The sequence below is a fragment of the Methylomonas sp. 2F7 genome (assembly GCF_057126975.1).
Window position 1 is genome coordinate 3,885,767 of the sequence record NZ_CP195203.1, and the last position, 24,647, is coordinate 3,910,413.

Annotated in this window: 18 protein-coding genes; 6 read left to right on the forward strand and 12 right to left on the reverse strand. The window is 55.3% G+C overall.

Translation table 11 applies throughout. The annotated features are described in order from the left end of the window. Positions 1-18 precede the first annotated feature (18 nt). Positions 19-873 carry an SIR2 family protein gene (locus tag ACR64Q_RS17510; RefSeq protein WP_026602215.1) on the forward strand — a complete coding sequence of 285 codons (855 nt, stop codon included), beginning with the start codon at positions 19-21 and terminating at the stop codon, positions 871-873. 48 nt (positions 874-921) lie between these two features. Here ACR64Q_RS17510 and ACR64Q_RS17515 read toward each other — a convergent pair whose 3' ends face one another. From ACR64Q_RS17515 to ACR64Q_RS17555, 9 genes are all read right to left on the reverse strand, one after another. Further along, complete coding sequence (locus ACR64Q_RS17515; protein WP_313732566.1) at positions 922-1,845, reverse strand: diguanylate cyclase domain-containing protein; 924 nt, start codon at positions 1,843-1,845, stop codon at positions 922-924. Positions 1,846-1,847: 2 nt separating this feature from the next. Further along, positions 1,848-4,880 (reverse strand): response regulator, encoded by a 3,033-nt coding sequence (locus ACR64Q_RS17520; RefSeq protein WP_313732567.1) that lies wholly within the window; start codon positions 4,878-4,880, stop codon positions 1,848-1,850. A 4-nt stretch (positions 4,881-4,884) separates the two neighbouring features. Beyond that, positions 4,885-5,550 (reverse strand): YfiR family protein, encoded by a 666-nt coding sequence (locus tag ACR64Q_RS17525; protein ID WP_313732568.1) that lies wholly within the window; start codon positions 5,548-5,550, stop codon positions 4,885-4,887. Positions 5,551-5,703: 153 nt separating this feature from the next. After that, entirely contained in the window at positions 5,704-6,792 is a 1,089-nt protein-coding gene (locus ACR64Q_RS17530; protein ID WP_313732569.1) for a lipocalin family protein, read from the reverse strand. 27 nt (positions 6,793-6,819) lie between these two features. After that, entirely contained in the window at positions 6,820-8,856 is a 2,037-nt protein-coding gene (locus ACR64Q_RS17535; protein ID WP_313732570.1) for a TonB-dependent receptor plug domain-containing protein, read from the reverse strand. Positions 8,857-9,214: 358 nt separating this feature from the next. Next, positions 9,215-10,291 (reverse strand): molybdenum ABC transporter ATP-binding protein, encoded by a 1,077-nt coding sequence (gene modC / locus ACR64Q_RS17540; RefSeq protein ID WP_409521193.1) that lies wholly within the window; start codon positions 10,289-10,291, stop codon positions 9,215-9,217. 11 nt (positions 10,292-10,302) lie between these two features. Beyond that, complete coding sequence (gene modB, locus ACR64Q_RS17545) at positions 10,303-10,989, reverse strand: molybdate ABC transporter permease subunit (protein ID WP_020484674.1); 687 nt, start codon at positions 10,987-10,989, stop codon at positions 10,303-10,305. Positions 10,990-11,329: 340 nt separating this feature from the next. Next, a complete protein-coding gene (locus ACR64Q_RS17550; RefSeq protein WP_020484673.1) occupies positions 11,330-11,644 on the reverse strand; it encodes a hypothetical protein in 315 nt (104 codons plus the stop codon). A gap of 400 nt (positions 11,645-12,044) precedes the next feature. Beyond that, on the reverse strand, positions 12,045-12,974 hold the full coding sequence (locus ACR64Q_RS17555) for a LysR family transcriptional regulator (RefSeq protein WP_051067722.1): 930 nt from the start codon (positions 12,972-12,974) through the stop codon (positions 12,045-12,047). A 188-nt stretch (positions 12,975-13,162) separates the two neighbouring features. Between ACR64Q_RS17555 and ACR64Q_RS17560 the strand changes: the two genes are divergently transcribed. Genes ACR64Q_RS17560 through ACR64Q_RS17580 form a run of 5 tightly spaced genes read left to right on the forward strand, consistent with a single transcriptional unit; the run spans position 13,163 to position 20,261 of the window. Further along, on the forward strand, positions 13,163-14,755 hold the full coding sequence (locus ACR64Q_RS17560; protein ID WP_313732571.1) for a proton-conducting transporter transmembrane domain-containing protein: 1,593 nt from the start codon (positions 13,163-13,165) through the stop codon (positions 14,753-14,755). Then, positions 14,752-17,334, forward strand: a complete 2,583-nt coding sequence (locus tag ACR64Q_RS17565) for a YbcC family protein (protein ID WP_313732572.1) — start codon at positions 14,752-14,754, stop codon at positions 17,332-17,334. The genes ACR64Q_RS17560 and ACR64Q_RS17565 overlap by 4 nt, the downstream gene beginning before the upstream one ends. Position 17,335: 1 nt before the next feature. Beyond that, positions 17,336-18,271, forward strand: coding sequence for a sulfate adenylyltransferase subunit CysD (cysD, locus tag ACR64Q_RS17570; protein ID WP_026602223.1), 936 nt, complete (start codon positions 17,336-17,338; stop codon positions 18,269-18,271). Beyond that, entirely contained in the window at positions 18,271-19,593 is a 1,323-nt protein-coding gene (locus ACR64Q_RS17575) for a sulfate adenylyltransferase subunit 1 (RefSeq protein WP_313732573.1), read from the forward strand. The genes cysD and ACR64Q_RS17575 overlap by 1 nt, the downstream gene beginning before the upstream one ends. A gap of 32 nt (positions 19,594-19,625) precedes the next feature. Further along, a complete protein-coding gene (locus ACR64Q_RS17580; protein ID WP_313732574.1) occupies positions 19,626-20,261 on the forward strand; it encodes an NAAT family transporter in 636 nt (211 codons plus the stop codon). A gap of 231 nt (positions 20,262-20,492) precedes the next feature. Here the strand turns inward: ACR64Q_RS17580 and ACR64Q_RS17585 are convergent, their stop codons facing one another. The 3 genes from ACR64Q_RS17585 to ACR64Q_RS17595 all read right to left on the reverse strand — a co-directional run bounded on the left by ACR64Q_RS17585 (position 20,493) and on the right by ACR64Q_RS17595 (position 24,586). Beyond that, positions 20,493-22,850 (reverse strand): TonB-dependent receptor domain-containing protein, encoded by a 2,358-nt coding sequence (locus tag ACR64Q_RS17585; RefSeq protein ID WP_313732575.1) that lies wholly within the window; start codon positions 22,848-22,850, stop codon positions 20,493-20,495. A 128-nt stretch (positions 22,851-22,978) separates the two neighbouring features. Continuing rightward, the gene (locus ACR64Q_RS17590) at positions 22,979-23,989 is read right to left on the reverse strand and encodes a FecR family protein (RefSeq protein ID WP_313732576.1); all 1,011 of its coding nucleotides are present in this window, start codon (positions 23,987-23,989) and stop codon (positions 22,979-22,981) included. Positions 23,990-24,079: 90 nt separating this feature from the next. Then, positions 24,080-24,586 (reverse strand): RNA polymerase sigma factor, encoded by a 507-nt coding sequence (locus tag ACR64Q_RS17595; RefSeq protein WP_026602229.1) that lies wholly within the window; start codon positions 24,584-24,586, stop codon positions 24,080-24,082. Positions 24,587-24,647 lie beyond the last annotated feature (61 nt).

Here is a 24,647-nt window from a genome sequence, read left to right on the forward strand (position 1 = left end):
ATTTAGCTGGGGCCAACCATGTCAAATACGGTATTTTCCGAAATTCTAAGCGGTTTATACGATAACCAAGTCATTCCCTATCTCGGACCGGGAGCCGTGTTCGATGCCAAAAGCAAACTGACGCAAGAGCCGATGCCCGCCGACAGCGACAGCCTGATCTTGGCGATGAACGGCGGCAAACCGATGGCGCCGAAACTGATGTACGAGTTTCCGCGCGCGGCGATGAACCAGGAACTGAAGCGCGGCCGTAACTATGTAACGCAGTTTCTCGACAAAACCTACGGACAAATTCAATACACCCGCGCATCGATGCACGATTGGTTAAAAGAATGGCGGCCCAAATATGTGGTCGACGTTAACCGCGACACCCAATTGCAAGACAGCTATGCCGACGAAGAACACACCTTGATCGTCGGCGTCGCCCGCATCGTCGCTACCGCTTTTCGTTTCAAAATTTATCATTACGACGGCAGCGCCTATTTCGAAATTCCGCAGGAACAAGTTGATAGAAACCTGCCGATTTTGTTTAAACCCATGGGCACGCCAAAACCCGAATCCAATTACATTGCTTCCGATGCCGATTACGTCGATTACATCACAGAGCTGATGGGCGGCTTCGCGATCCCGGATTTTTTAAAGGATTACCGCAAAGGCAAAAAATACCTGCTGCTGGGTTTGCCCCTCAATCGCGATTCCGAGCGGATGGTCATGAGCGACATCACCTACGGCGCCGACGAACACAGAGGCTGGTTTTTAAGAAAAAACCCTACCGACAAGGAAAAACGCTTTAGCGCCAAAATGGGCTTTGAGCTGATTAACGCCGACTGCCAGGACTTCCTGCAATCGGTACAAGCTTCGGCTGTCGCTGCTTAAAAAAAATCCCGCAAGCTCGGCCGGTGAGAACACGCGGCCGGGCTAAACCTAAACGGTCGAATAGTGTCCGCGCGCGCCGTTTCGACCGTTTTCTTTAGCCAAATATAACTGCCGATCAGCCTCGTCCAACAATTCGGACGGCATCTGTTGCAGATCCGGCACCACTACCGCAAAACCGGCGCTAATCGTCACCCAAGGCGAAGCGCTGGAGCCGGTGTGCGGAATTTGCTGCGTTTCAATGCGCCGGCATAGCAGTTCGGCCACGCGTTGGGCGCCTTCGGCGTCGGTTTCCGGCATCAGCATGACAAACTCTTCCCCGCCGTAACGCGCCACCAAATCGCCGGAGCGACTCACCGAGGCCGCCAATATCGTTGCCACCTGCCGCAAACAAATATCGCCGGCGCCATGCCCGTGGCAATCGTTATAAGCTTTAAAATAATCGACATCCACCATGACTAAAGCCAAGGGCAACTGATTGCGCTGTGCCCGCTTCCATTCGTTTTCCAAGACCTGATCGAAGCGCCGCCGATTGGGGATGCCGGTCAGACCGTCCATCCAGGCCATCGCTTCCAACATATCGGTCATCCGTTTCAGGCGAATATGATTACGAATCCGTGCCTTAACCACCGGCAAATAAAACGGCTTGGTAATGTAGTCCATCGCGCCGAGATTCAGCCCGTATTCTTCATTGGTCGCCGCATTCATCGCCGTCACAAATATCACCGGAATAGCCGCTGTTTGCGGGTCGCTTTTCAGACGCCGGCAGACTTCATATCCGTCCATGCCCGGTATCATCACATCCAGCAAGATCAGATCGGGCGGACCTTGCCGGTCGATGGCCTCCAGCGCCGCCTCACCGCTGACCGCCACCTTGATGCGATACTCGTCGATCAAATTTTCCGCCAACACCTGAATGTTGGTCGGCGTATCGTCTACGATCAAAATCAAGGGCTTGGAGATCTCGGTAGTCATGACTATCCTCTGTTTTGTCGCTGTGACGCTATCAAAGTTACCAACTCGGCAAGCGTCACTCGAGCCCGCCCGTAGTCGATATTGCCGACCTGTTTTTCTATTTTTTTTATCAGTAACTGGGTTTCCGGGCAAGGCAGCGCGCTCTTCAATTGCTCGATCAAGTCATTCGGTACAAAATCGCTCCCCTCCAACAAGTCGCGCAACTGGCCGGCCAACTCGTTTGCCGCTACCCAATCGGCGGCTTGGTTCTGCTCCTCTGCAACAACACCCTTAGCGGTGAAATCGGCAATCGTGTTCAGGGTTTCCGCCAAACTGGTCTCGCAAGCGGCGAGGCACGTGTCGAACGGCATGCCGGCATGCAAAGCTTCCTCCAGATTCGCCGCGGCCCGGCTCAGTTCTACAGCGCCCAGCACGCCGGCGGCTCCTTTCAAATTGTGCAGCAAATCGACCGCCTGCTCGGTTTTTTCGGCGCTATGCAACGCTCTCAGGCGTTGCATTGTATCGGCAAATTTATCTCTAAAACACTCAAACAAAAGTTGTAATTTATGACTGTCCTCGCCGATCATAATCCGAATATACGCCATATCGAATCCAGGCAACTCCCTGGATAAGCAGGGGACCGTAGACTCTGACTTCGACGGCGCCGGCTCGAGAGATGCGCTTCGTCCCGACGGTTTGATCCAACGCACCAACGCCGCCATCAAAGTCTGCGGCAACACCGGCTTGCCGATATGATCGTTCATGCCGGCAGCGTAACAATCGTTGCGCTCGCGCTCCTGTACCGCCGCCGTCATGGCAATGATGGGCAATTCGGCAAAGCGCGCATCCTGGCGGATCAGCCGAGTAGCTTCGATACCGCTCATCTCCGGCATTTGTAAATCCATCAATACGGCGTCGTAACGGTTTTTCCTGACCGCCTCGACTCCTTCCCGGCCGTTATTAACCACCGTGACGTGTAAGCCGGAGCTTTCCAGATATTCCCGGGCTACCATTTGGTTGACCTCGTTGTCCTCCACCAACAGGATGCGTGCCCCACGTATTGAAGCCGCCATACCAGCCAGCAGCGGCCGGCTTTGTTCAGTGCCCTGCTCCGGGTTGCCGCCCTGCAAACGCGTCAAGGCTTCCAGCAAGGTCGATGGCATCACCGGCTTGACCAAAATATCGTCGGGTATCGCATCGCCCGCCGCACTTAACAATTTCTCGCGGCTGAAGGCGGTCACCATAATCACGACCGGGGCGCTACGAATCTCGGTGCGGCGCACCATCTCGCGAATTTCCCGGGTAACCTGCACACCATCCAGACCGGGCATTTTCCAATCCAGTAACACCAATTCGAAATCCCGATTGGCATCGTTGGCGGCGCGCAGCGCTGCCAAGGCTTCGGCCCCGGATGCGGCTTCCTCGACCTGAAACCCCCAGGCCAGCAAAATATCGCGCAACATCTGCCGGGAAATGTCCAAATCGTCGACGATCAACACCCGCATGCTTTGCAGATGGCCGGGAATTGGTCGGGCTTTCTGCTCGGACGGAAACGGCAGCAACAGCGTAAACTCGAATAAGCTGCCTTCGCCCAGCTGACTCTGCACCGCTAAATTACCGCCCATCATTTCCACCAGCCGCTTGCTGATGGTCAATCCCAGCCCGGTACCGCCAAAGCGGCGGGTAATCGAACCGTCGGCCTGGGTAAAGGCATGAAACAAATGCTCAAGCTGTTCCGCCGACATCCCAATACCGGTATCACGTACCGAAAAACTCAAGGTGGAGTAGCCGTGGGTTTTTGCCAACTGCGAAACCTTGATATGAATTTCCCCCGCCTCGGTAAATTTCACCGCATTACCAACCAGATTGTTCAATATTTGCCCCAAGCGCAGCGCATCGCCAATTAAGCGCGGCGGCAAAGCGGAATCCAGTTCCAGCACCAGCTCCAGGCCTTTTTCCTCGGCGCGGACGATGAACAGATTCAGCACATTCTCCAGCACATCCTCCAAACTAAACGCTTCGGTCTGCAATTCCATGCGACCGGCTTCGACCTTGGAATAATCGAGAATGTCGTTGGTAATCCCCAGCAAGGCGAGCGATGAGGTGTGGATTTTCCTGAGATAATCGCGCAGCTTAGGCGACAGATCGCTGTTCAACGCCAAATCCGACAAGCCGATGATCGCGTTCATCGGCGTGCGGATTTCATGACTCATATTCGCCAGGAACATGCCTTTGGAGCGCGAGGCTGCTTCCGCGTCATCTTTGGCTTGCAATAACTCTTCAGTACGCTGCGCCACTTCGGCTTCCAGGCGGTCGCGATGGCCGGTAAGGGTTTCATCGCGCAATTGGATCTCGCCCAACATGGTATTAAAGGCCTGCACCAAATCGCCAATCTCGTCTCGGTCGCGTTGCGTCACACGCAAGGTGTAATTTTTATCCTCGGCGATAACCCGCGCGGCCGTAGCCAACTCCTCTATCGGCCTGGAAATGATGCGCTGCAAGCGTATTGCCAACAGATAGACCAATATCAGCGCCAGCCCCGCAGCTCCCAAACTCTTGCCTAAATCGACCAGTTGATCGTTCCATTGCGCGGTGAAATCGGCTTGCAACAACACATAGCCGACCAACTCGGTATTTTTGATCACCGGCGTGAATAGCTCAGCGCGCCGGCTCCAGAAGTTGGTGCGCAGTTCGCGAAACGGTCGCCGGTAGTCGCTGGGTATGCCGACATCCCCCGTTCCCCGGCTCCATGACGCGATTACACCGCCATCGGCGGACACCATCCAGGCTGCATTGAGCTCAGGCCGGTCTTTCAAAGACACCAGCAACCTGCTGGCTTCGGCTTTATCGGCAAACACCAGCGCGGCTTGGCCGTTTTCGGCTAACACGTCCGCCAAACTGGACAATTCGTGCAACACGCTGCGATAGCGGCTCACCACCGAGCTAACTACCATCACCGACAGACTGACGAACAGGCATACCGCACAACTAAACATGATGATGGACACCAGTTTGCGCCGTAGAGACCAGTTGGCAAAATTGGGCAAAACGCGCATCAAACTATCTCCCGTAAACAATGGCGGCTATATTCAACAGTTGGCCGGGTAAATGCAGCCGGGCATTACGAATCGGTTCCAGATTCACTTCAAATACCACCTTGTTTTCACGAAACAGCAAGCTGATACCGCCGCCTTTTTCGGCAAAGTCGTCGATGTCGGATAAGGTCAACACTGGCGCATCGCGCAGTGCTTTTAAGGTCACCACAAAGTGGGCTTTCTCGGAACTGCCGAGAAACAACAGATGGCAATTAGTCAAGTCCGGATCGGTATAGTTATGTTGGACAAACCGCAAGGTGCGTTCGCCGGCTTTGCGCCCGTCCAGGGCTTGTAACTCGCTGTCCAGCACGCTATTACCGACCACACAGAGCAAAATGTCCGCACCAGGCGGCAATACGTCGGCCGGCCATTCCACGAATTTGGCAAAATTGTATAGATAGGAGGCTTTGATCTGCGCCTCCGACAGGCTGGCGGCCGGCAACACCTGCCAGCCAGGCACTAAAAGGCAAAAACAGGCGAAAATCCATTTGCGCGCCCTATAGCGTCTGGATTGCGGTGCGAAAAAACGCTTGGTCAGATAGTTTTTGACAATACCCCGCATCACGCCTGACGCGTAACCTAAACTTTTCTGTCCGGCCATTTTGTAATGTATGCGAGATCCTTTTTGCATCAGGTTTTGGTTAAGAACCGTCCGGGTAGATTAACGATGATGTTGTTTGGCGGGAGCCGGCAATCAAGTTTGTTAAGGTAGAAACGCAAACCCCAGCAATCCTGTCAGGGACCGGCTTGCGCTTCTAAGCTTGATGTCGAATGATTCAGTAATTTAACCACCTCTACCAGGGCAACGGCAAAATCCGTTCAACTCTACGTAGGCATTTCCGGCCGCGGCACCGGCTACGCTGCACGCACCTTCCCAGTATGTAGGCCCCACCCAAAAAGTATGCTGCGCGCGTAATTCCTGATCCTGCACCAAGGGCTGCACGGTAAATTTTTCGCCACGCACCTCAACTTCCCAACCGGAGGGATACGTACAGCCGGTGTTGGGACTGGTCCATTCACCGAGGACGGTTACCGTGAATTCGTGCGCCGCCAGCGTGACGGTTTGCCCTTGCGCATCGGTAATCGAGCCGGATTTTTCCACTGAAGTGTCGCTACCCTTGAAGTCGAACAACATGATTTGCCGGTTGTCGGCCAATTCGATCGCAAACCATTGCCAGCCTTGCAAAATGGCTTGGTAGAGCTCGCCATATTGTCTGTCGAACCAACTGTTGCCAGTGACCTGAAAAGTCTGGCCGCCGATACTGATAGTACCGGTGGTCGCCATTTTCGGCCGGGAGTAGTAATAGGTGTAGCCGCCGAACCGATAAGGATGCGGATCGCCGCCGTAATGCAGCGCCGGAGGCTGGCTGGCATTGAGCTCCAGGTCCAGCACATAGTCGCCGACTTGCGCATGCAAGCGGTCATGGCCGTCGCCACCGACCGCTGTGACTTTATTGTCGGCTCCGGACGTCAGGTTGAAACCGTTTGGGGTTCGATTGGGCAAATGAAACTCGACGAACTCTTCAAACGAGAAACGTTGACCATTCACATCGGTAACCGCCGCCTGCACCAGCTGATCGCGAAAAATCACCAAACTGTCGAACGAGAAAAACACGATTTCAAAGCCAAAGCGGCGGCCGTCGTCGGTGAATAAATGCCCGGTCCAATACCACCACTGCACTTGTTCACTGGGTAAAAAGGCATCGTCGGCCGGCAATTCGACAGGACCGATCAGCCCGCGGCGCGGCAGAAATAAACACGCCAGCACGGTCAATACTAACAGCAGCCAAGGCAATAACGGCGGCTTCAGCAGGCCGACAATCAACACAATCCCGGCAATAATCCAGGGCAATTTTTTCCAGAGCTTACGCATGGTCGATACTCTTTACGGGTTGAAAAATCAAAAGCGCCAGCTGAGTTTGCCGTAGATCGAGCGCGGCACTTCCACAGCACTACTGGGCAAGGACAGCGCGGATGAATCTTTATATTCCGGATGGCTGGGCGAGAACAGATTTTGGGCGATGACGGCGAACTCCACGCCGTTATAGGGTTCGTAAGCCAGTCTGGCATCAAAGGTGGTGTAGGCCGGCACCGCCTGGCTGGTGGAATGCAAGCGGCCAACGTGGCGCAGTGTAAAGTCGAGCTTGATTTTTTCCGGCAAATCCATCTGCCAGCGTAAGGAGCCGCGATGGCGTGGGCTCAATCCGGCAATATCCGGATTGAGCGGGTCCTGGGGAATTTCCATTTTCAGATGGCTGTAATTGCCGCTGAAGCGCATCCAATCCAACACATGCCATTCGCTGGCGATCTCGATGCCGCGCGTGGTGAAATCTTGCTGGGCGTTACTCCAGATCAACGACTGGGTGAGCCCTACCAACTCCCCACGGCGGAATAGCACCAAATCGCTGTAATGGTTGCTGAAGGCGGTAATATCGGTGGAGAATTTTTCGGTCCACTGAGTGCGGTAACCGATTTCGGCGGCGAAGATTTTTTCGGCGCGCAAATTGGGGTTGGGCTGAGCGATGACTTGAATCTGATCGAAAGGCGCCGGCAAACCGGTCGGCACGCCGCCCAGCCCCACATTGGCCTGGGCTTCGCCGCGCGCCGGCGTCCGCGACGCCCTAGAAACCGAAGCCCATACCGAATGCACTTGGTCCGGCGTCCACATTAAACGGGCGTTGGGCTGCACTTGAGTATTACCAAAGTGGCTTTCTTCCAACTTGGTACCCAGCGTCAAGCGCAGGGTGTTGTCTATCAACGTGATGTCGTCCTGCACGAAGACGCTGCCGTTGTGGTAACCCAAGCTGTTGGGCGTAAAGGCGATGGCCGAGGTATTGACCGTGGTACTGTGAATAAACCGGTAACTGGCGCCCCACATCAAATCGTGGTCGGCATTGGGATGCAGGCGATGCTGAAAATCGATATCCAACATATCTTGACTGTCGGACAGCGCTGCGGCGCTGAAAGCGACCCGGTCATAATAGCCTTGCAGCATGAATTCAGAACCGTCGCTGAAATTGCCTTCCCAACGCGCCAGCAGGTTGGCGCCATCGGCATGGTCGTCGAAATTGAACTCGCGGTTAAACGGCGGCAACACGGTTTGCGGTACCACGGTATTACCTATGGTCTTGCGGTAAATATCGCCTTGCACGGTGTAGCGGCTGTCATTGGATATCCGGTCGTCGATACGAAAACCGCCCTGCACCGAGCGCCAGTCGTCGTGCAGCCTTTCTCCGCTTGCGTTAACAAAGGTATCGCGCTCAAAGGTTTTGGCATACACCCGATAACTGCCGTCGTCGCCGATCCGACCACCGTGCCGGTAACCGGCGAAGCCGCGTTCCTGGTTGCCGCCGCCCGCCACAAACAGATTGCCTTGGGTGTCCTTGGCCTTCTTCGTAATGATATTGATCACGCCGTTTACCGCGTTGGCGCCCCACATCACCGCACCCGGCCCACGGATTACTTCGATACGCTCGATGTCTTCCATCAGCGTATCCTGTAAATCCCAGAATACCCCGGAAAACAGCGGCGTATAAACGCTACGACCATCCATCAGTACCAGCAATTTATTGGCATAACGGCTATTGAAGCCGCGCGCGGTAACCGCCCAGACACTGGCGTTGATTTGCGCTACCTCAAGGCCGGGCGCCAGGCGAAGTGCATCGGGAATACTGGTGGCACCGGAACGGCGAATGTCTTCCTGACTAATCACGAACGCCGCCGCCGCGGTATCGGATACGGTCTGCGACTTTCTGGACGCCGACGACACTTCCATTTGCATGAGTTCGTTGATGGAAAATGCTTCGATATCAGGCGCGTTGTCGGCTACCGCGCTACCGAGAAGATTGACGTTAAGCGCCATACCGAACAGAAACAGGTTTAATCGATTCGTCGCTTGTATTTGATACCGGCCATCAAGCCATATCTTTGCTTTCATTTTTTTTATTATTTTGAGGTGACAACTATTTTGACGCGGGGGGCCGTCGGCTATCCATCCAGCGATACCCTCTCCGGCAAACCGTTTACAAGATAGTCGCTAAATGCCGATAAAGGGTCTGCAATGCGCCAACATCGAAAAATTCATTGCGTTTTTTGAGGGCTATCACATTTCATGCGGCAAAATTGCGCGCCAGCGACGAGTAATCGGCTCCGCGCTAAGGCAACGCTGCAGCGCCATCTCTGCGAAAGCGAAGCTCCTGAGCTTTGAATGTTCCGGGTTCCGGTTCGGACGGGAACGACGGTGATGAACAAATCAGCGCAGCCAAACGCCGAACCGTAAAAGTGAGCGGAAATGCCTACCGAACGATGGAAGTACCCTTGATTTGCACATAGACGGCCATGCCGGGCTGCACGTTTAACAACATCGCCGATTTTTGGGTGATATGCGCCAGTAGCACCTCGTCGCCGACTGCCAGTTGCACCACGGTTTGGCCCTGCCCCATTTCGCTAAGCGCCAAAACCTGGGCCGATAAAATATTCAAGATGCTGGAAGCTTCCGGCGGTTGCAAGGTAATACTGACGTCGCGGGCGTAAATTCTGATTCTCACCGAGCTACCAATCGGCATATCCAAATACGGCAAACTCAGGCTGCCACCGGCGAATTCGGCATGGCTGAGATGATACTCGGCTTCGTGGCTGATCAACTTACCCTGCCAGACGCTGGCCGCTTGCCGATCCAAAGCCATAGGCCCATCCAGCCGCGTCAGGGTTTCCGCCAGCGGCCCGCAGGCTAAGGCCTTACCGGCGGCCATCACCAGCAGGTGGTCCGCGAGTTGATTGACCTCCTGCAAGGAGTGGGTGACGTACAGAATCGGGATTTGCAGATTCTGATGCAAGCCGGTCAAATACGGCAGGATGTCCTGCTTGCGTTGCTCGTCCAGCGAGGCCAGCGGCTCGTCCATCAACAACACATCCGGACTGGCGGCCAAGGCTCTGGCAATGGCTACGCGTTGCCGTTCGCCGCCGGACAGCCGGGCTGGCAAGCGGTCCAGCAACGGCCCTATCGCCAGTAATTCGATAGCCTGCTCTAAGGAAAATGCCCTATCTTTGGTTCGCAAGCGCCGCACTGCATAATCCAGATTGCCGCGCACCGACAGATGCGGGAACAGATTGGCCTCTTGAAACACATAAGCCAGATTACGTTTATGGGTGGGCAGGAAAAAGTCTTGCTCGCTATCTTGCCAAAGGGTGTCGCCGATTTTCAAAAAGCCCTGCGTTGGCCGTTCCAACCCGGCGATACAACGCAGCAAGGTGGTCTTACCGGAACCGGAGTGACCGAACAGCACCGTCACACCGCTGGCAGGCAATTGCAAATCCACATCCAAATCAAATTGGTCGTAAGCCAGGCGCAAGCGGGCCTGAATGCTGGGCACTTGGGACATAGTCATTTCAAGGATTGCGTCAGGGTTTGGGTTTGTTGGCTGTTGTACAGCAGCAGTAACACCAAGAAAGAGAAGATCAGCAAGCCGCCGGCCAGCCAATGCGCCTGCCCGTATTCCAAGGCTTCGACATGATTGTAAATTTGCACGGATACGACGCGGGTTTTGTCGGGAATATTGCCGCCCACCATCAATACCACGCCGAATTCTCCGACGGTATGGGTAAACCCCAACACGCCAGCGGTTAAAAAACCCGGCTTCGCCAGAGGCAGCGCCACGCTGAAAAATCTATCCAGCGGCCCGGCTCCCAAGGTCGCGGCAGCTTCCAGCGGTGCATCGCCCATTGCCACGAAGGCGTTCTGCAAAGGCTGCACCACAAACGGCAACGAATACAACACCGACGCCACCACCAAACCACCAAAGCTGAACGGCAAAGTGCCTATACCCAACCACTGGGTGAATTGCCCTACCACCCCAGCCGGCCCCATCAACACCAATAAGTAAAAGCCCAATACCGTCGGCGGCAGCACCAGCGGCAGAGCTACGATGCTATTGATAACACCTTTCCAGCGCGAGCGGCTGCGCGCCAACTTCCAAGCCAGCGGCGTACCCAACAATAGCAACAGTAAGGTAGCCAGACTGGCGACGCGAAAGGTCAAAAACAAGGTGTCGAGATCGGCGGCGTTTAGCATGCAAGGCTTGGTCTAAGTGACGGGGAAATCGCTACGAGGCGACACATCTGCGGTCTATTTTCGCTAATCGGGCTGGTAGAACGCCAGCAAAATACGCAATGGCGTTCAGCAAAACCGCAGCTACGATGAGTATCGGCACAATAGGCGCGACATTATCAGCGCCTATCCCGATTGAGTTATTCGCCCGGCCCTTAATTTCCCTGGCGTCGTCGTGCCCGCAAAGGCGGAAGCGACGATTTTAAGGGCCGGAGTAGTCTTCAACTTGCTGCATCCCCCTCTTTTTCAAAGAGGGTATATCTTAAAGATTTAAAGTTATTGCAGTTAAATCAACAACAAGGGCTTATTTTCCGATAATCTGCAAGCGGTTTTCCAGCTTGGCCGCCACCAAGGCATCGTAATGCCGTTGCAGCATCGAATCGGTTGGCCGCGGAAACAAGGTTGCCTCAATCTCGCTTTGCAATTGCGTCAAAAAATGCCGTTTGAGGACCGAATCCTCGGGCAGTCCCTTCGCCGGACCACCGACATCACCTACTGCTTTGCTAGTGCCGCTGGATTTACTGGACTTTGCATAAGCCGACAGCATGCACCCCAAGGGCGCGAATGCACAGGCAGCCACAATCAGCATAATCAATCCGACCCATATCACTTCACTCATTTCATCACCTTAATGACATTGCCAAAAAATCGGCGATAGGCTTTGGCACGCGCCTGCCGCCCTCTTGAAAATCCCAGTGATTCTCAATTGACCCACAGCAATATCAATGCCACGGAACTTAGCGCCCGCAAGCCCCGGAACACAGGGACTTTCAGGGATGTGTCACAGTTTGAGTGTATTGTTTTGAGACAGGAATGCGACAAGACCGCAACATTCAGAAAAAATTGTCAGCGATACAAGTGCAGACGTTTTCATGGGAGCGATGCCTTTCCCAGTCACTAGACTTAGTACCCAGGCAAAACATTCCGCTAATAGATTGATGGTTTGCTCGCGCACTTCACGCATTGCCAAAATGCCTCGGCAAATTGGCATGCAAACCCGCTACGCACGTTAATTCGACTCAAGCCTCGCCGCCAGCTATTGAAACGTGATCAACGTCCGAAACCCTTGATTCAGACGAGTTGGCCAGCAAATCTTTGACTAAAGCATTCGGGAAACGCCGGCTCGGCGTGATGGCATAAAAGCGCTCGCGAATATCCGCGATACGGTAGCGCTCCACCAACAGACCTTGGCGTAATTCATCCAGCACAACCACCGGCGGTACGAGGGTCAAATGGCCGGACTCGCGCGCCAGCAAGCGCAGCATCGCCATGTCATCGACTTCGGCCACCACAATTGGCCTCACGCCGGCTTGTTCCAGCAAGAAATCGAACGCGGCCCTAATTTCGCTTTCAATGCTCGGTAACAGCAGGGGTCTGCCATGCAGATCCTGCGGGAATTGAAACGGCAGATTGTCGGCGCAGGGTTTACCGACCAAGCTGACCGGCTGTTCATCCAATAGATGGCAATGCCAATTGGTTTGCGCATCTCGCGGTACCGGCCGGTTGGACAGCACCAGATCGATGGTGTGGGTATGCATTTGCGCCAGCAATTCGCGCAGGCTGCCGGAATGCAACACCAGTTCGACATCGCTGCGCAGGACTAAGGAGCGGACCAACTCCAGCTGAAAATTACGCGACAGCGTAGACACTGCACCAATCCGCAATAACTGCCGTTCGCCCGCCGAACGGCCATGCATCAAGCTGATCAATTCATCGCCAGCCCGAAAAATGGCGTTGGCGTAATCCAGGGCAATCCGTCCGGCTTCGGTTAATTGCAGGCGTTTGCCCTCACGCTCGAACAACTTTTGCCCAAACGATTCTTCTAGCTGACGCAATTGAATACTCAGCGCCGACTGTGACACATGTAAGCGTTCAGCAGCCCGCGTCAAATTGTTTTCGTTGGCGATCATCCAGAAATAACGCAGATGGTGATAGTTCAGTGAGGCCATTTAGTCATTAACAAAAAAGAACATTTAGATTAAATACATATATTGGATGAATCAATAGCCGATTGCTAGCATGACAACACTGTCAACATTCCGGGGATTCTCATGAACATCATCATCCGCTCAGCCATCTTATTCACCGAACAACATCAAAACAACGTTGTATTTTTAAGCAGACAGGAGTTGCGGTCATGACATCATTGATTACCTACGCCGCAGTGTCGGCGCCGCTGCTGTTGTTTCTATCAGGAATTCCATCGTCGACCTGGGCGGATCGTCATCCGCAACTTATGACCAAACTTTGCGGAACGTTATCGATCATTGCGGTGCTGACAGCTGGGCTTGCCGGCTTCAGCATTTACTATAAGGGTTCAGGGCCTGCTAGCGTCGCAGAAAACTTGTTCTATATCGATAGGCTCTCGGCCATGATGCTGATGCTGGTGGCATTTATAGGCGCCGTGGTTATCCGTTATTCGCGTCATTACCTGGATGGCGATCCCGGCCAAGGCCGTTTTTTTAAGTGGCTGGCCTGGACTATCGCGGCAGTGATGACCCTAGTCATCGCCGGCCACTTCATATTATTTGTGCTGGCCTGGATTCTCACCAGTCTGTGTTTGCACCGATTATTGTTGTTTTATCCGGAACGCCAGGGGGCTCGTATCGCCGCGCGCAAGAAGTTTGTCTTCAGCCGCTTAGGCGATTGCGCGCTGATTTTGGCAGGGGTTTGGCTTTATCAAGTCTTCGGCACCCTTGAATTCAGGGAATTGTTCGCACTTGCAGACAGACCGGTTGCGGACACCGGCTTGTTGAACGCCGCAGCCTTTGCCCTGGTGATTGGCGCTGTGATCAAATCGGCGCAGTTTCCATTTCACAGCTGGCTGCCGGAGGTCATGGAAACCCCCACGCCGGTATCGGCGTTGATGCATGCCGGCATCATCAATGCCGGCGGATTTCTAGTGATACGCATGAGCCACATACTGGTGCAGGCGCCCGTCGCACTGCACTTGCTGGCAGTCATCGGCACCATTACTGCTCTTTTCGGCTCATTGGTGATGCTGACTCAAACCAGTATCAAAAAATCGCTGGCCTTTTCCACCGTCGGCCAGATGGGTTTCATGATGTTGCAATGTGGGCTCGGCGCATTTTCCTCGGCGATGCTGCATATCGTCGCCCACGCCTTGTACAAGGCGCACGCCTTTTTATCCAGCGGCAGCGTGGTGGACATTGCTCGCGCGGCCTGGGCTCCGCCGATTCGCGACAGTCGCCATCCAGGCGAACTGTTGCTGGCGTTCATAGCGGCCTTGGGCTTGACCGTTGGCAGTGCCGGCTTGTTCGATCTGACATTTAGGGAAGAGCCGGGCATTGTGCTGTTGGGTGCCATCTTGCAAATGGCCTTGACCTACTTGTTGTGGAATGCCGTGGCCCATCAAACCGGTCCAGCGCAAATCGGCAAAGCCCTGCTGATTGCCGCCGGGGTTAGCCTTTTGTATTTCGCCCTGCAAACCGGCTTCTTGCATTTACTGCGCGCAGACATTGCTGACCAGATGCCGATAGACAGCGTGTTCGATAGTGTTTTGCTGATCATCGTACTGGCGGGCTTTTTCACGATTTTGATGTTACAGATTCAGTACCCGGGCCCGGCGGCTGCCCAGGTTTGGCAAGCAGCCTACGTGCATATCTACAACGGCTTTTACATCAGTACTCTGACCAACCGCATGATTCATCGGTATGGGTCCAAGCCCGTCAGTCTTAGCCATCGTCACTCTGGAGGAATGCCGCAATGAACTCAGCCGTATTGTCATTTAAAACACAGCCCTCATTCGCTGATGCCGAGATAGTCAGCGTTGCCGATGGCACGCATACCTACCAAACCCCGGATATAGTTGCAGCCGTTGAAAGCGCCTGCACCCGCATCGCGCCGTTATGGCCCCTGCAACAGTTCGTCGCGGTCAATCCGTTTCTGGGTCTAACTGAGCGCAGCTTTGCTGATGCTTGTGAAGTCAGCGCGCGGATGGGTCAAGGCGAGATGCTGATGCCGGCGAGTTTCTACGCCGAACACTATCGTTCGGGCCGCATTGAAGAGTCCGATGTCAGGCAGGCACTACAACTTGCCGGCAGCAGTATGTCGCTAGAACAATGCCTGTCCCTATTGCATGAAGCGTCGGGCCAGGATTTCGGGTTGACCGGCAAGCGCTGGCAGACCTTGGCGGAGCATCTGGACGCCATGCGTGGCAGCCAGTGGTCGGTATTGATTACCGAGGAAATATCCAAATGGTGCGCGGCCTACTTCGATCAAGGACAATCCGCATGGCGCATGCCCTGGCGGGGGCTGCCGCTGTATGCGGCCTGGCGCCGCGCTGCGGCCTTTGATCGCACGCCGGAATTAGCCGGCCTGTCGGCGTTTCGTCAGACGATAAACGCCTTGCCTGAAGAGCCCATTGAGGCGATTACGCAGATACTCACTGAAATGGGTTTGCCCAGCGCCCGACTCGATGATGCCTGTCATCGGCAGTTGCTAACGGTGGCCGGCTGGAGTTCTTGGGTGTGTTACAAACATTGGCAAACCAGCCCCGAGAAAAACCAGGATGCCTTGCGGCAACTACTGGCCATACGGCTCAGCTATGACTATGCGCTCATTTCGGCGGTGGCAAGCCGGCAAGATGTCGAGACATGGCGAGGCCATTGGCAAGACGCGCCGTTGACAGATACCGATACCGGCGTAGCGCTTGAAGTACGGCATATTATGCAGTCGGCCTACGAATTGGCAACGCAACGCCCCTTGTTCGAAAAACTCGCGTCGGCGCTGGCCTCAACAGGCCCTTGGCAAGCCCAGCGTAAAAACCTGCAGGCAGTGTTTTGTATCGACGTGCGTTCCGAAATTTATCGGCGCGCTCTGGAAATGCAATCTCATACTATCGAAACCCTTGGTTTTGCCGGTTTCTTCGGTTTCCCCATCGAATACATCGCTCTTGGGCACCATCATGGTCAGCAGCAATGTCCGGTTTTGCTGAAGCCTAGATTCCGGATTCGGGAAAGTGTAACCGATGCCGATGTCGGCGAACTACGCGACATCCTGGAAAAGCGCTGGCTGCGCAAACGTTTAAATCGGCTTTGGAAGGGCTTTAAAAACTCCGCGGTGTCGTGTTTCTCTTACGTGGAAATTTCCGGTCTGAGCTTCGCCGGCAAATTGCTCAGCGACAGCCTGGGTTTGACCCGGCCGGTAGTGAAACCGGGTATCGCCGGTCTGGACAAAGCCATCGTCCACCGCATCGGACCGGTCATTACCCGCCAGCGCGGCCGTCTGATTGCCAAGGGGCCAGTGGTCGAAACCGGTATCGCCCTGGGTGACCGCGTCGAACTGGCGCGCAAAGCCCTGCAGGGCATGAGCCTGACAGACCGTTTTGCCCGGCTGGTGTTGTTGTGCGGCCACGGCAGCAGCACCGTCAACAATCCTTACGCCGCCGGCCTGGATTGCGGCGCCTGCGGAGGGCACAGCGGCGAAGCCAACGCCAGGGTGGCGGCTGCGGTGTTGAACGATCGCGAGGTTCGTGCCGGCCTGGCAGCGCAGGGACTGACTATCCCGAAAGATACCTGGTTTGTCGCCGGTTTGCACGATACGACCACGGATGAGGTGCGGCTGTTCGACCTTGAGCAAATCCCGCATTGCTTCGGCGAAGACCTGTTGCTATTACAGCGCTGGCTGAATCAGGCTTCACAACTCACTCGCCAGGAGCGCGCGCCGGGTTTGGGATTACCCCGCCACGATGCCGCTGCGCTAATGAAAGCCGTTACTCAACGCAGCCGCGATTGGTCGCAGATTCGTCCGGAATGGGGTCTGGCGGGGAATATGGCTTTTATTGCCGCACCCAGACAACGCACGTATCACTTTGAATTCGACGGTCGGGTATTTCTACACAACTACGATTACCGGCAAGACTCGGATACTGCGATTTTGAGTCTGATCATGAGCGCGCCGATGGTGGTGGCCAGCTGGATTAATCTGCAGTACTACGCCTCGACCGTGGATAACCGCCGCTTCGGCAGCGGTAACAAAGCGTTGCACAATGTGGTCGGCACCATCGGCATTCTCGAAGGCAACGGCGGCGATTTGCGCACCGGCTTGCCTTGGCAATCGCTACATGACGGCAAAACCCTGCGCCACGAGCCGGTGCGTTTGACCGTGGTCATCGAGGCACCCGCCGAGATGATCGAGCAAGTCTTGGCAAACCACGCCGAGGTTCGGCAATTGGTCGACAACCACTGGTTGCACCTGACGCGTATCGATCCGTTGGACAACCGCTGCTATCGCTATCTACAGCCGCAGCACTGGCAAGCCGTCACCGATTCTGGCAAGGAGAGTTAATATGAACGAGCAAGTAAACACACCCGTCAACCAGACACACGCAGCGGCGGACCACCTGGACTTACTGGAAGCCGAGGCGCTGTTCATCCTCCGCGAGGTGATTGCTGAATGTCGACATCCGGTGTTGTTGTTTTCCGGCGGCAAGGATTCGGCGGTGTTATTACATCTGGCTTACAAGGCTTTTCATCCCGAGCGCATCGGCTGCGCGCTATTGCACATTGATACCGGCCATAACTATGACGAAGTGATTGCCTATCGCGACCGGATGGCCGAACGCTACGCTTGCCAGTTGCACGTGCGCAGCGTCGAAGACTCGATCCGTAAAGGCTCGGTACGTTTGCGGCATGCGTTGGAATCGCGCAATGCCTATCAATCGGTGACTTTGATGGAAGCAATCGCCGAATTTGGTTTCGATGCCTGTCTGGGAGGTGCCCGACGTGACGAAGAGAAAGCGCGGGCCAAGGAGCGTATCGTCAGCGTGCGCGACGAGTTCGGTCAATGGGAACCCAAAAATCAGCGCCCTGAGCTCTGGTCTTTGTACAACACCCGCGTCGCACTGGGCGACCATCTAAGGGTATTCCCGATTTCAAATTGGACCGAACTGGATGTCTGGCAATACATCCAGCGCGAAGACATCGAACTGCCGGCGCTTTACTTCGCCCATCCGCGCCAAGTGGTGCGGCGCGGCGATATTCTGGTACCGGTGACGCATCTGACACCGGCCCAGGCCGGCGATACCGTAGAAACCATCAGCTGCCGTTTCCGCACTGTCGGCGATATTTCCTGCACCGCGCCGGTGGCATCGTCAGCCGGTAATGTAGCCGACATCATCGCCGAAACCGCCCAATGCCTGCTGACCGAACGTGGCGCGACCCGCCTGGACGACCGCGCCTCCGATGCGGCGATGGAACAACGTAAAAAAGAGGGGTATTTCTGATGAACGCACCTAGCTATGTGACACTTGAAAGCCAATTTGACGAGACCGTGCAACCCGCTAATTCCGGCCTGCTGAGGTTTATCACCGCCGGCAGCGTCGATGACGGCAAGAGCACGCTGATCGGTCGCTTGTTGTACGACACCGGCAACGTCGCCGCCGATCAATTGGCGGCGATTCAAGCCACTTCGCAAAAACGCGGGCTGGCGGCTATCGATTGGTCGTTGTTGACCGATGGCCTGATCGCTGAGCGGGAACAAGGCATTACGATTGATGTGGCCTATCGTTATTTCGCCACATCGCGGCGTAAATTCATCATCGGTGATGCGCCCGGCCACGAGCAATATACCCGCAACATGGTCACAGCCGCCTCCAGCGCCGACTCGGCGATTTTGTTGGTCGACGCCAGGAAAGGCGTCACCACCCAGACCCGCCGCCACGCCTATCTGGCACATTTACTCGGTATCCGCGAGTTAGTGCTGGCAGTGAACAAAATGGATTTGGTGGATTGGCAACCTGCGGTATATCAAGACATCGTAGATGCGTTCAACGCCTTCGTCAGCGCCTTGGGTCGTCATCACGTGCAAGCCATTCCGCTATCGGCTTTAAACGGTACCAACGTGGCGACGCGCGCGGAGGCGATTCCTTGGTATCACGGTCCCAGTTTGCTCGAATACTTGGAAGCCGTCCCGGCCCGGCGCGATGCCGAGCGGGCCCCGCTAAGGCTACCGGTGCAGCGTGTGGTGCGGGTGATGCTGGGCAATGCCGCCAACGGAGCAAGCGATACGGAATTTCGCGGTTATCAAGGCACACTGGCTTCGGGACAGCTGCACATTGGCGACGAAATAGCGGTGTGGCCGACCGGCCAGCGGGCGCGCGTCAAGGGTTTGACTGTGGCCGAACAGTCATTGGCCATGGCAAGCGCAGATCACGCGGTGGTAGTGGCGCTGGAAAGTGAAATCGACATTTCGCGTGGCGATATGCTGTCCAACGCCATTCAGCCGCCGCGGGTCGTCAAGACACTCACCGCCGATATGTGCTGGTTGTCCGAGCAGCCAATGCAAGCGCGGGGTAAGTACCTGGTTAAACATACCACCCGCACCGTTAATGCTTTCTTCGAAGAGTTGAGTTACCGGGTTGACGTCAACACGCTGGACCACCAGGCCACCCCGGAAACGGCAGTCATGAACGACATCCTGCGGGTCAAACTTAAATTGCAACAGCCACTGTTAGTCGATGCGTATGTCGATAACCGCACCACCGGCAGTTTCATCGTCATCGATCCGGCGTCTTTGCACACGGTAGCGGCTGGCGTGATTATTTAACGCTATAGGGTCTAAAAACAGGAATCCTCCAAATGAATTGGAACGAATATGTGCAATTGCTCGCCGGCTTGATTTCCGTAGTCAATCCGATCAGTGCCATGCCGATTTTTATGTCGTTGACTGCGACAAAATCACCTTTGCAACGTCGGCAGACAGCAATGACCACCGCATTTGCCGTGGCGATGGTGTTGTTCACTTCGCTGTTGGCGGGCGAGCCCATCCTGAATTTCTTCGGCATCGGCCTGCCGGCTTTTCGGGTGGCCGGCGGCCTATTGTTGCTGTTGATGGGCATATCGATGCTGCGAGTCAGCGATGATCGTTCTCGGCACACACCAGAAGAAGACGCCGAGTCGCACGAAAAGTCCTCGGTAGCGGTGGTGCCCTTGGCGATTCCCTTGTTGGCAGGGCCTGGCGCGATCAGCACCACCATCGTCTATGCACATCGCGATTTGTCCTTGGCGCACTATTTGTTGTTCAGCGGCGTGATCGCGTCCGTCAGTTTGATCGTGTTGCTGATTCTGTTGCTGGCGCCGCGCATTATCGCCGTGATGGGACAAACCGGCATGAACGTGGTGACGCGGGTAATGGGATTATTACTGACCTCGACCGCCGTCGAATTTATCGCCGGCGGCATTACGGCGCTATTTCCTATTTTGGTGAGAGGCTGAGGATTGCGCTAAAAATAACTTCCCGAAATGACACTTACCGGCCAAACCGTTCTTGCTCGACTTGCATGGATGCAGAAGCAATTGTCGAGCTCAGTCGAAGCATGAACGGTTTGGGGAGGCGGATGCCCGGCTTTTCTCGTCCATCCTTCGACGAACTCAACCCAAACGGAATCCCCGTGATGAATAGGGCCGGGTTAATAGCTTTGTCTGGAGCCTGAAACCACCTCGAGATTAAAACCGGTATTCCACCCCGCCAAACACCGACCGGGTGGCGCCGGGATTGAATTGTTCCAAATCGGCACCATTGGCATTCCCTATCACCCAAACCGAAGACGCGTAATGTTCGTCGGTCAAATTTCGACCATCCACGAACAGCTTCCAATGTTTGCCGTCATCCCAACCCATGCGCGCACCCAACAGCGCATAGGGCTTGGCGGCTAACGTATTGGCAAAGTCCGCCCAGTTGGAACTGACGATGCGGGCATTGGGGCCTATGTAAAAACCGCTGGGATGCTGGTACAGCGCTTCGACGAAAGCATTGTGTTCGGGAACGCCGGGCAAGCGGTTATTGGCTAGCGCGGGGTCGCTGTCAAACGTAAAGTCGTTCCAGGTGTAGTTGCCGCTGAGTCGCAGGTTGTCACCGGACGCTGCCAGATTTAGAGGCAAAGTGGTTTCCAAGCCGAGTTCGACACCGCGATGCAGCGTCGTACTATCAGCGTTGGTGGAGGAAAACGCCGTTGGATTTCTGGGATTGGAAACAATCAAGTACTCGTTGTTGACCCATGCCTGATAAAAAGCCAAGTCCCATTTCAAGCGCTGGGCTTGCCCGCGCGTGCCGATTTCCACGGTGCTGGCGGTTTGCAGATTTCTTTTGGGTTGGAGATAAATATTGGCAAGATCGGCCATTTTCGGCGGTTCGGAGCTGCGGCTGACATTGCCGTAAATTTGCGCTTCGTCGGTGGCTTGCCAAGTAAAGCCTAGTTTAGGATTGGCTGTGAAAAAATCTTGATTGGCCTGATTGCTGGGTCTGGCGGCACTGGCTACATAGCCCTCGTAACGCTCGTAATTCACGTCGCGATAATTTAATTGAATGCCGGCTATCAAGGTAAACGCGTCGGTCAAACTTAATTGGTCTTCCATAAAAGCTTCGACATTCAGCCAGCGGTCGCGCTCCGCCGTCGACAACGGCCCAAGCTGCCTGCCAACGACGCCGTAGTTTTTATCGTTGATAAATTGCCATTGGGTCAGACCGCCCCATACCACCCGGTTTTTTAAACCCAATAATTGACCGTTGAGTTCATGCCGCCAATTGAAGCCGACATCCTGCCACTGGTCATGATTGCCGCTATCGGTATAGTCGTAACGATAGTTATTGATCGAATAGTAAGTGCCGATATCGAAGCGGTCGCCGCCATCCAGTTTTACCGAATGTTTCAGATCGAAGCGGTAGGATGAAAAGCCATTGGGCAGCGACCAGTCGTTGGCGTTTTGTTGCGGATTTTGGTCGATTTGCCGCTTGCTCAGCGATGCCGGCCATAAGAAATTATGGTTTTGCGCATCGAAATATAAACGGGTTTCGTGATTTTCGTTCCAGCGATAGCCGATATTGCCATGCCCCAAAAACTGCTCTTGATGATTGTTTTCCCGGGTCGTATCGGTATTGACATAGGAAAACGTGCCGAAAACATCCAGGCCGTTTGCAAACGCTTTGCCCCCGCTGAAATACGGGCGGTAATAATCGTTGGTCCCCCCGACAATCCCGATTTTCAAGGGATCGGCAGTGTAACCGGTCGGCGTGATGTAATTGATGGCGCCGCCTAGATTGCTGCCGCCGTATTCCAAGGCATTCGCACCGCGGTAAACTTCGATATGCTCGATGGCATAAAGATTGAGCGCCTCGACATCGAAAGTCCCGTTGGCGTGGGTAAACGGCATGCCGTTACGCAGGATTTTGATCCCGCGAATCGGCGAAATATCGGAATTGCCGTCCGAACCGCGGATGGAGATGCGCGATCCGCCGGCCGCGCCGGCGCTAATGTCGCCCACATAAACCCCCGGCGCCGTCGCCAGGGCATCGCTGACCGACAAAGGCGCACCTTCGGTGATCCGTTCGCCGTCGATCACCGTGGTGCCGCCCGCCACTCGATTGAGTTTGGTTTGCGATTCTTGCATCGACGGCGTAGTCAGGCTAAGGCTTTCGCTGCCTAAGGCTTTGCCCGTCACTGTTAGACTCGGCAAGGTTGTCGTACCGGCCGCCGACTGCGGTTCCACCGCCGCCGCTTTTTCCAAGGTGACGGCATTGCCGTTGCTGAACCGGTAGTGCAGCCCGGAACCGCGCAGCAAGTTCTGCAAAGCCTGTTCCGGCGTATAACGGCCTTTTAATTCCGGCGCGGTGATGCGTTCGGCAATGTCGCCCTCATACAGCACTTGCAGGCCGGTGAGCGCGGAAAAACGGGTCAATGCGGCGGACAGCGCTTGAGAGCGGATATCAAAGCTTTGCTCGGCAGCTAGGGTAACAGTAGAAGTCAACAGGCCGGCAGCAAACGCTAGGTAGAGTGGGGCACGGCAAGCCGGTGCGGGATATTTCATATGTCTATCTCCTTCGTCGATGGATGGTGTTACCGACAAAGACGACGCAGGTTCAGGCTTACCCTTAGTGCTGAAAAAAATATTTTTTAGTCGTTAAAACTACTAGCGCAAAGCACCCACCGACCACGTCAATATAAAAGCACCAGATCGCCCGGCATCCGCAAAGCTTTGGCTTGCAGCGTGCTTATCAGCGCGGCCAGCACTGCATCGGGGTCGCTGTTGTTGAAGACGCCGTTGACGACGCGTTCGGCCAACTGCGGATTGACAGCGACGATGCGACCGCGCCGATAGCGGTTAACTTCCGCCAGCACTTGCGTCAACGGCTGACGATGAAATACGGTTTGGCGCCGTCGCCAGGCCAGAGCATCGTCGTTGTCGAGCTGGGCGACGGCTTGCAACCGGCCTTGCCGATACTCGGCTTGCTCGGCGGCGTGCACCAAAGCCTTGGCGCTATCGGCGCCGACCTCCACGGTGCCTTCGCTGACGACGACGCGCAGCTCGTCGGCTTGTCTGCGAACACTATAGGCGGTACCGACCGCGCGCGCGGTCGCTTGGCCGCCGTCAACGACAAACGGCCGTTGCTTATTGGCCGCGACTTCGAAATAGGCTTCGCCGCGTAACAATTCGATCTGGCGCAGGCTATCGCTATAACGGACTACCAAGGCCGTATCGGTATTCAAGGTCAGCCGCGAGCCGTCCGCCAGATCGACGCCGAGTTGTTGGCCGGCTTCGGTATGATAATCGCTGCGCCAGTTTTGCCATTGTTCGGGTAGCCGCCAGCCGGCCACCAGCAATAACAGCCCAAGACAACCCAAGGCAACCCGGTGCAGGTTTCGGCCGCTAGCTGGCGGTGGCAAACGCCCCTTACCCCACCCTTTCCCAGCGGGAGAGCGTTCTGTTTTGGTTTGGGCGGCATCCGCTTGTAGACGTTGCTGAACTCGCTCCGCCGGCTGTTGCAGCAAGTCCCATAGCTTGCGGGATTTGTCGTAGGCTTCGGCGTGGCGGGGATCGGCGTGGTACCAAATTTCAAATTGGCGACGCGCTTCGTCGCTGACGTCATCCGCTTGCAAGCGGGCAAACCAGGCTAGAGCCTGGTTCGAAAGCGAAGCGGATGAAGGGGATTGGGGCTTATCGGACATGGTTAGGGGGCGCGAAGCGTTGGGCCGAGGCAGGCATGATGCCACGATTTTAGAACGAGGATAAGTTGCATGAGATAAGCGCGCGGAGCATCAAAGGAAATCGATGCGGTCTTTCAAGTGCTTCAAGGCCTTATACATATGACTTTCCACGGTGCGCGCCGATATGCCCAGCTCGGCGGCGATTTCGGAATAACGCTTGCCTTCCACGCGGCACGACAAGAACACCTTCCGACATTGCGGCGGCAGTTCGTAGATAAGTGTTTCGAACAATTCCATTTGTTGCTGCCCCTCCAGCGTGCTATCCGGTTGCGGTTGACTGCAAGCGATGTCATCGCCGACCGGACCGCCGTCGCGTTGTTCTTGCCGAGCCCTGCTGCGCAAATGGTCCAGAGCCAGATTGTCGGCGATCCGAAACACGAACGCCCGCTGATTGGCGATCTCGCCGGCGGCGGAATAGCGGGCAATGCGCAAATAAGTTTCCTGGATCAAATCGGCCGCGGTTTCGGCACAATTGACCTTATGCGTCAAAAATTGCTGGAGCTCCTTCCGATAGAGCAGAAAGCTAGCCAGTAAATCGGAATCGGTGATTGCATCCATGAACACATAGTCGGCAATGAAACGTGTTCTGCTACAGCAAATTTTAAGCCACTAGCCTGCA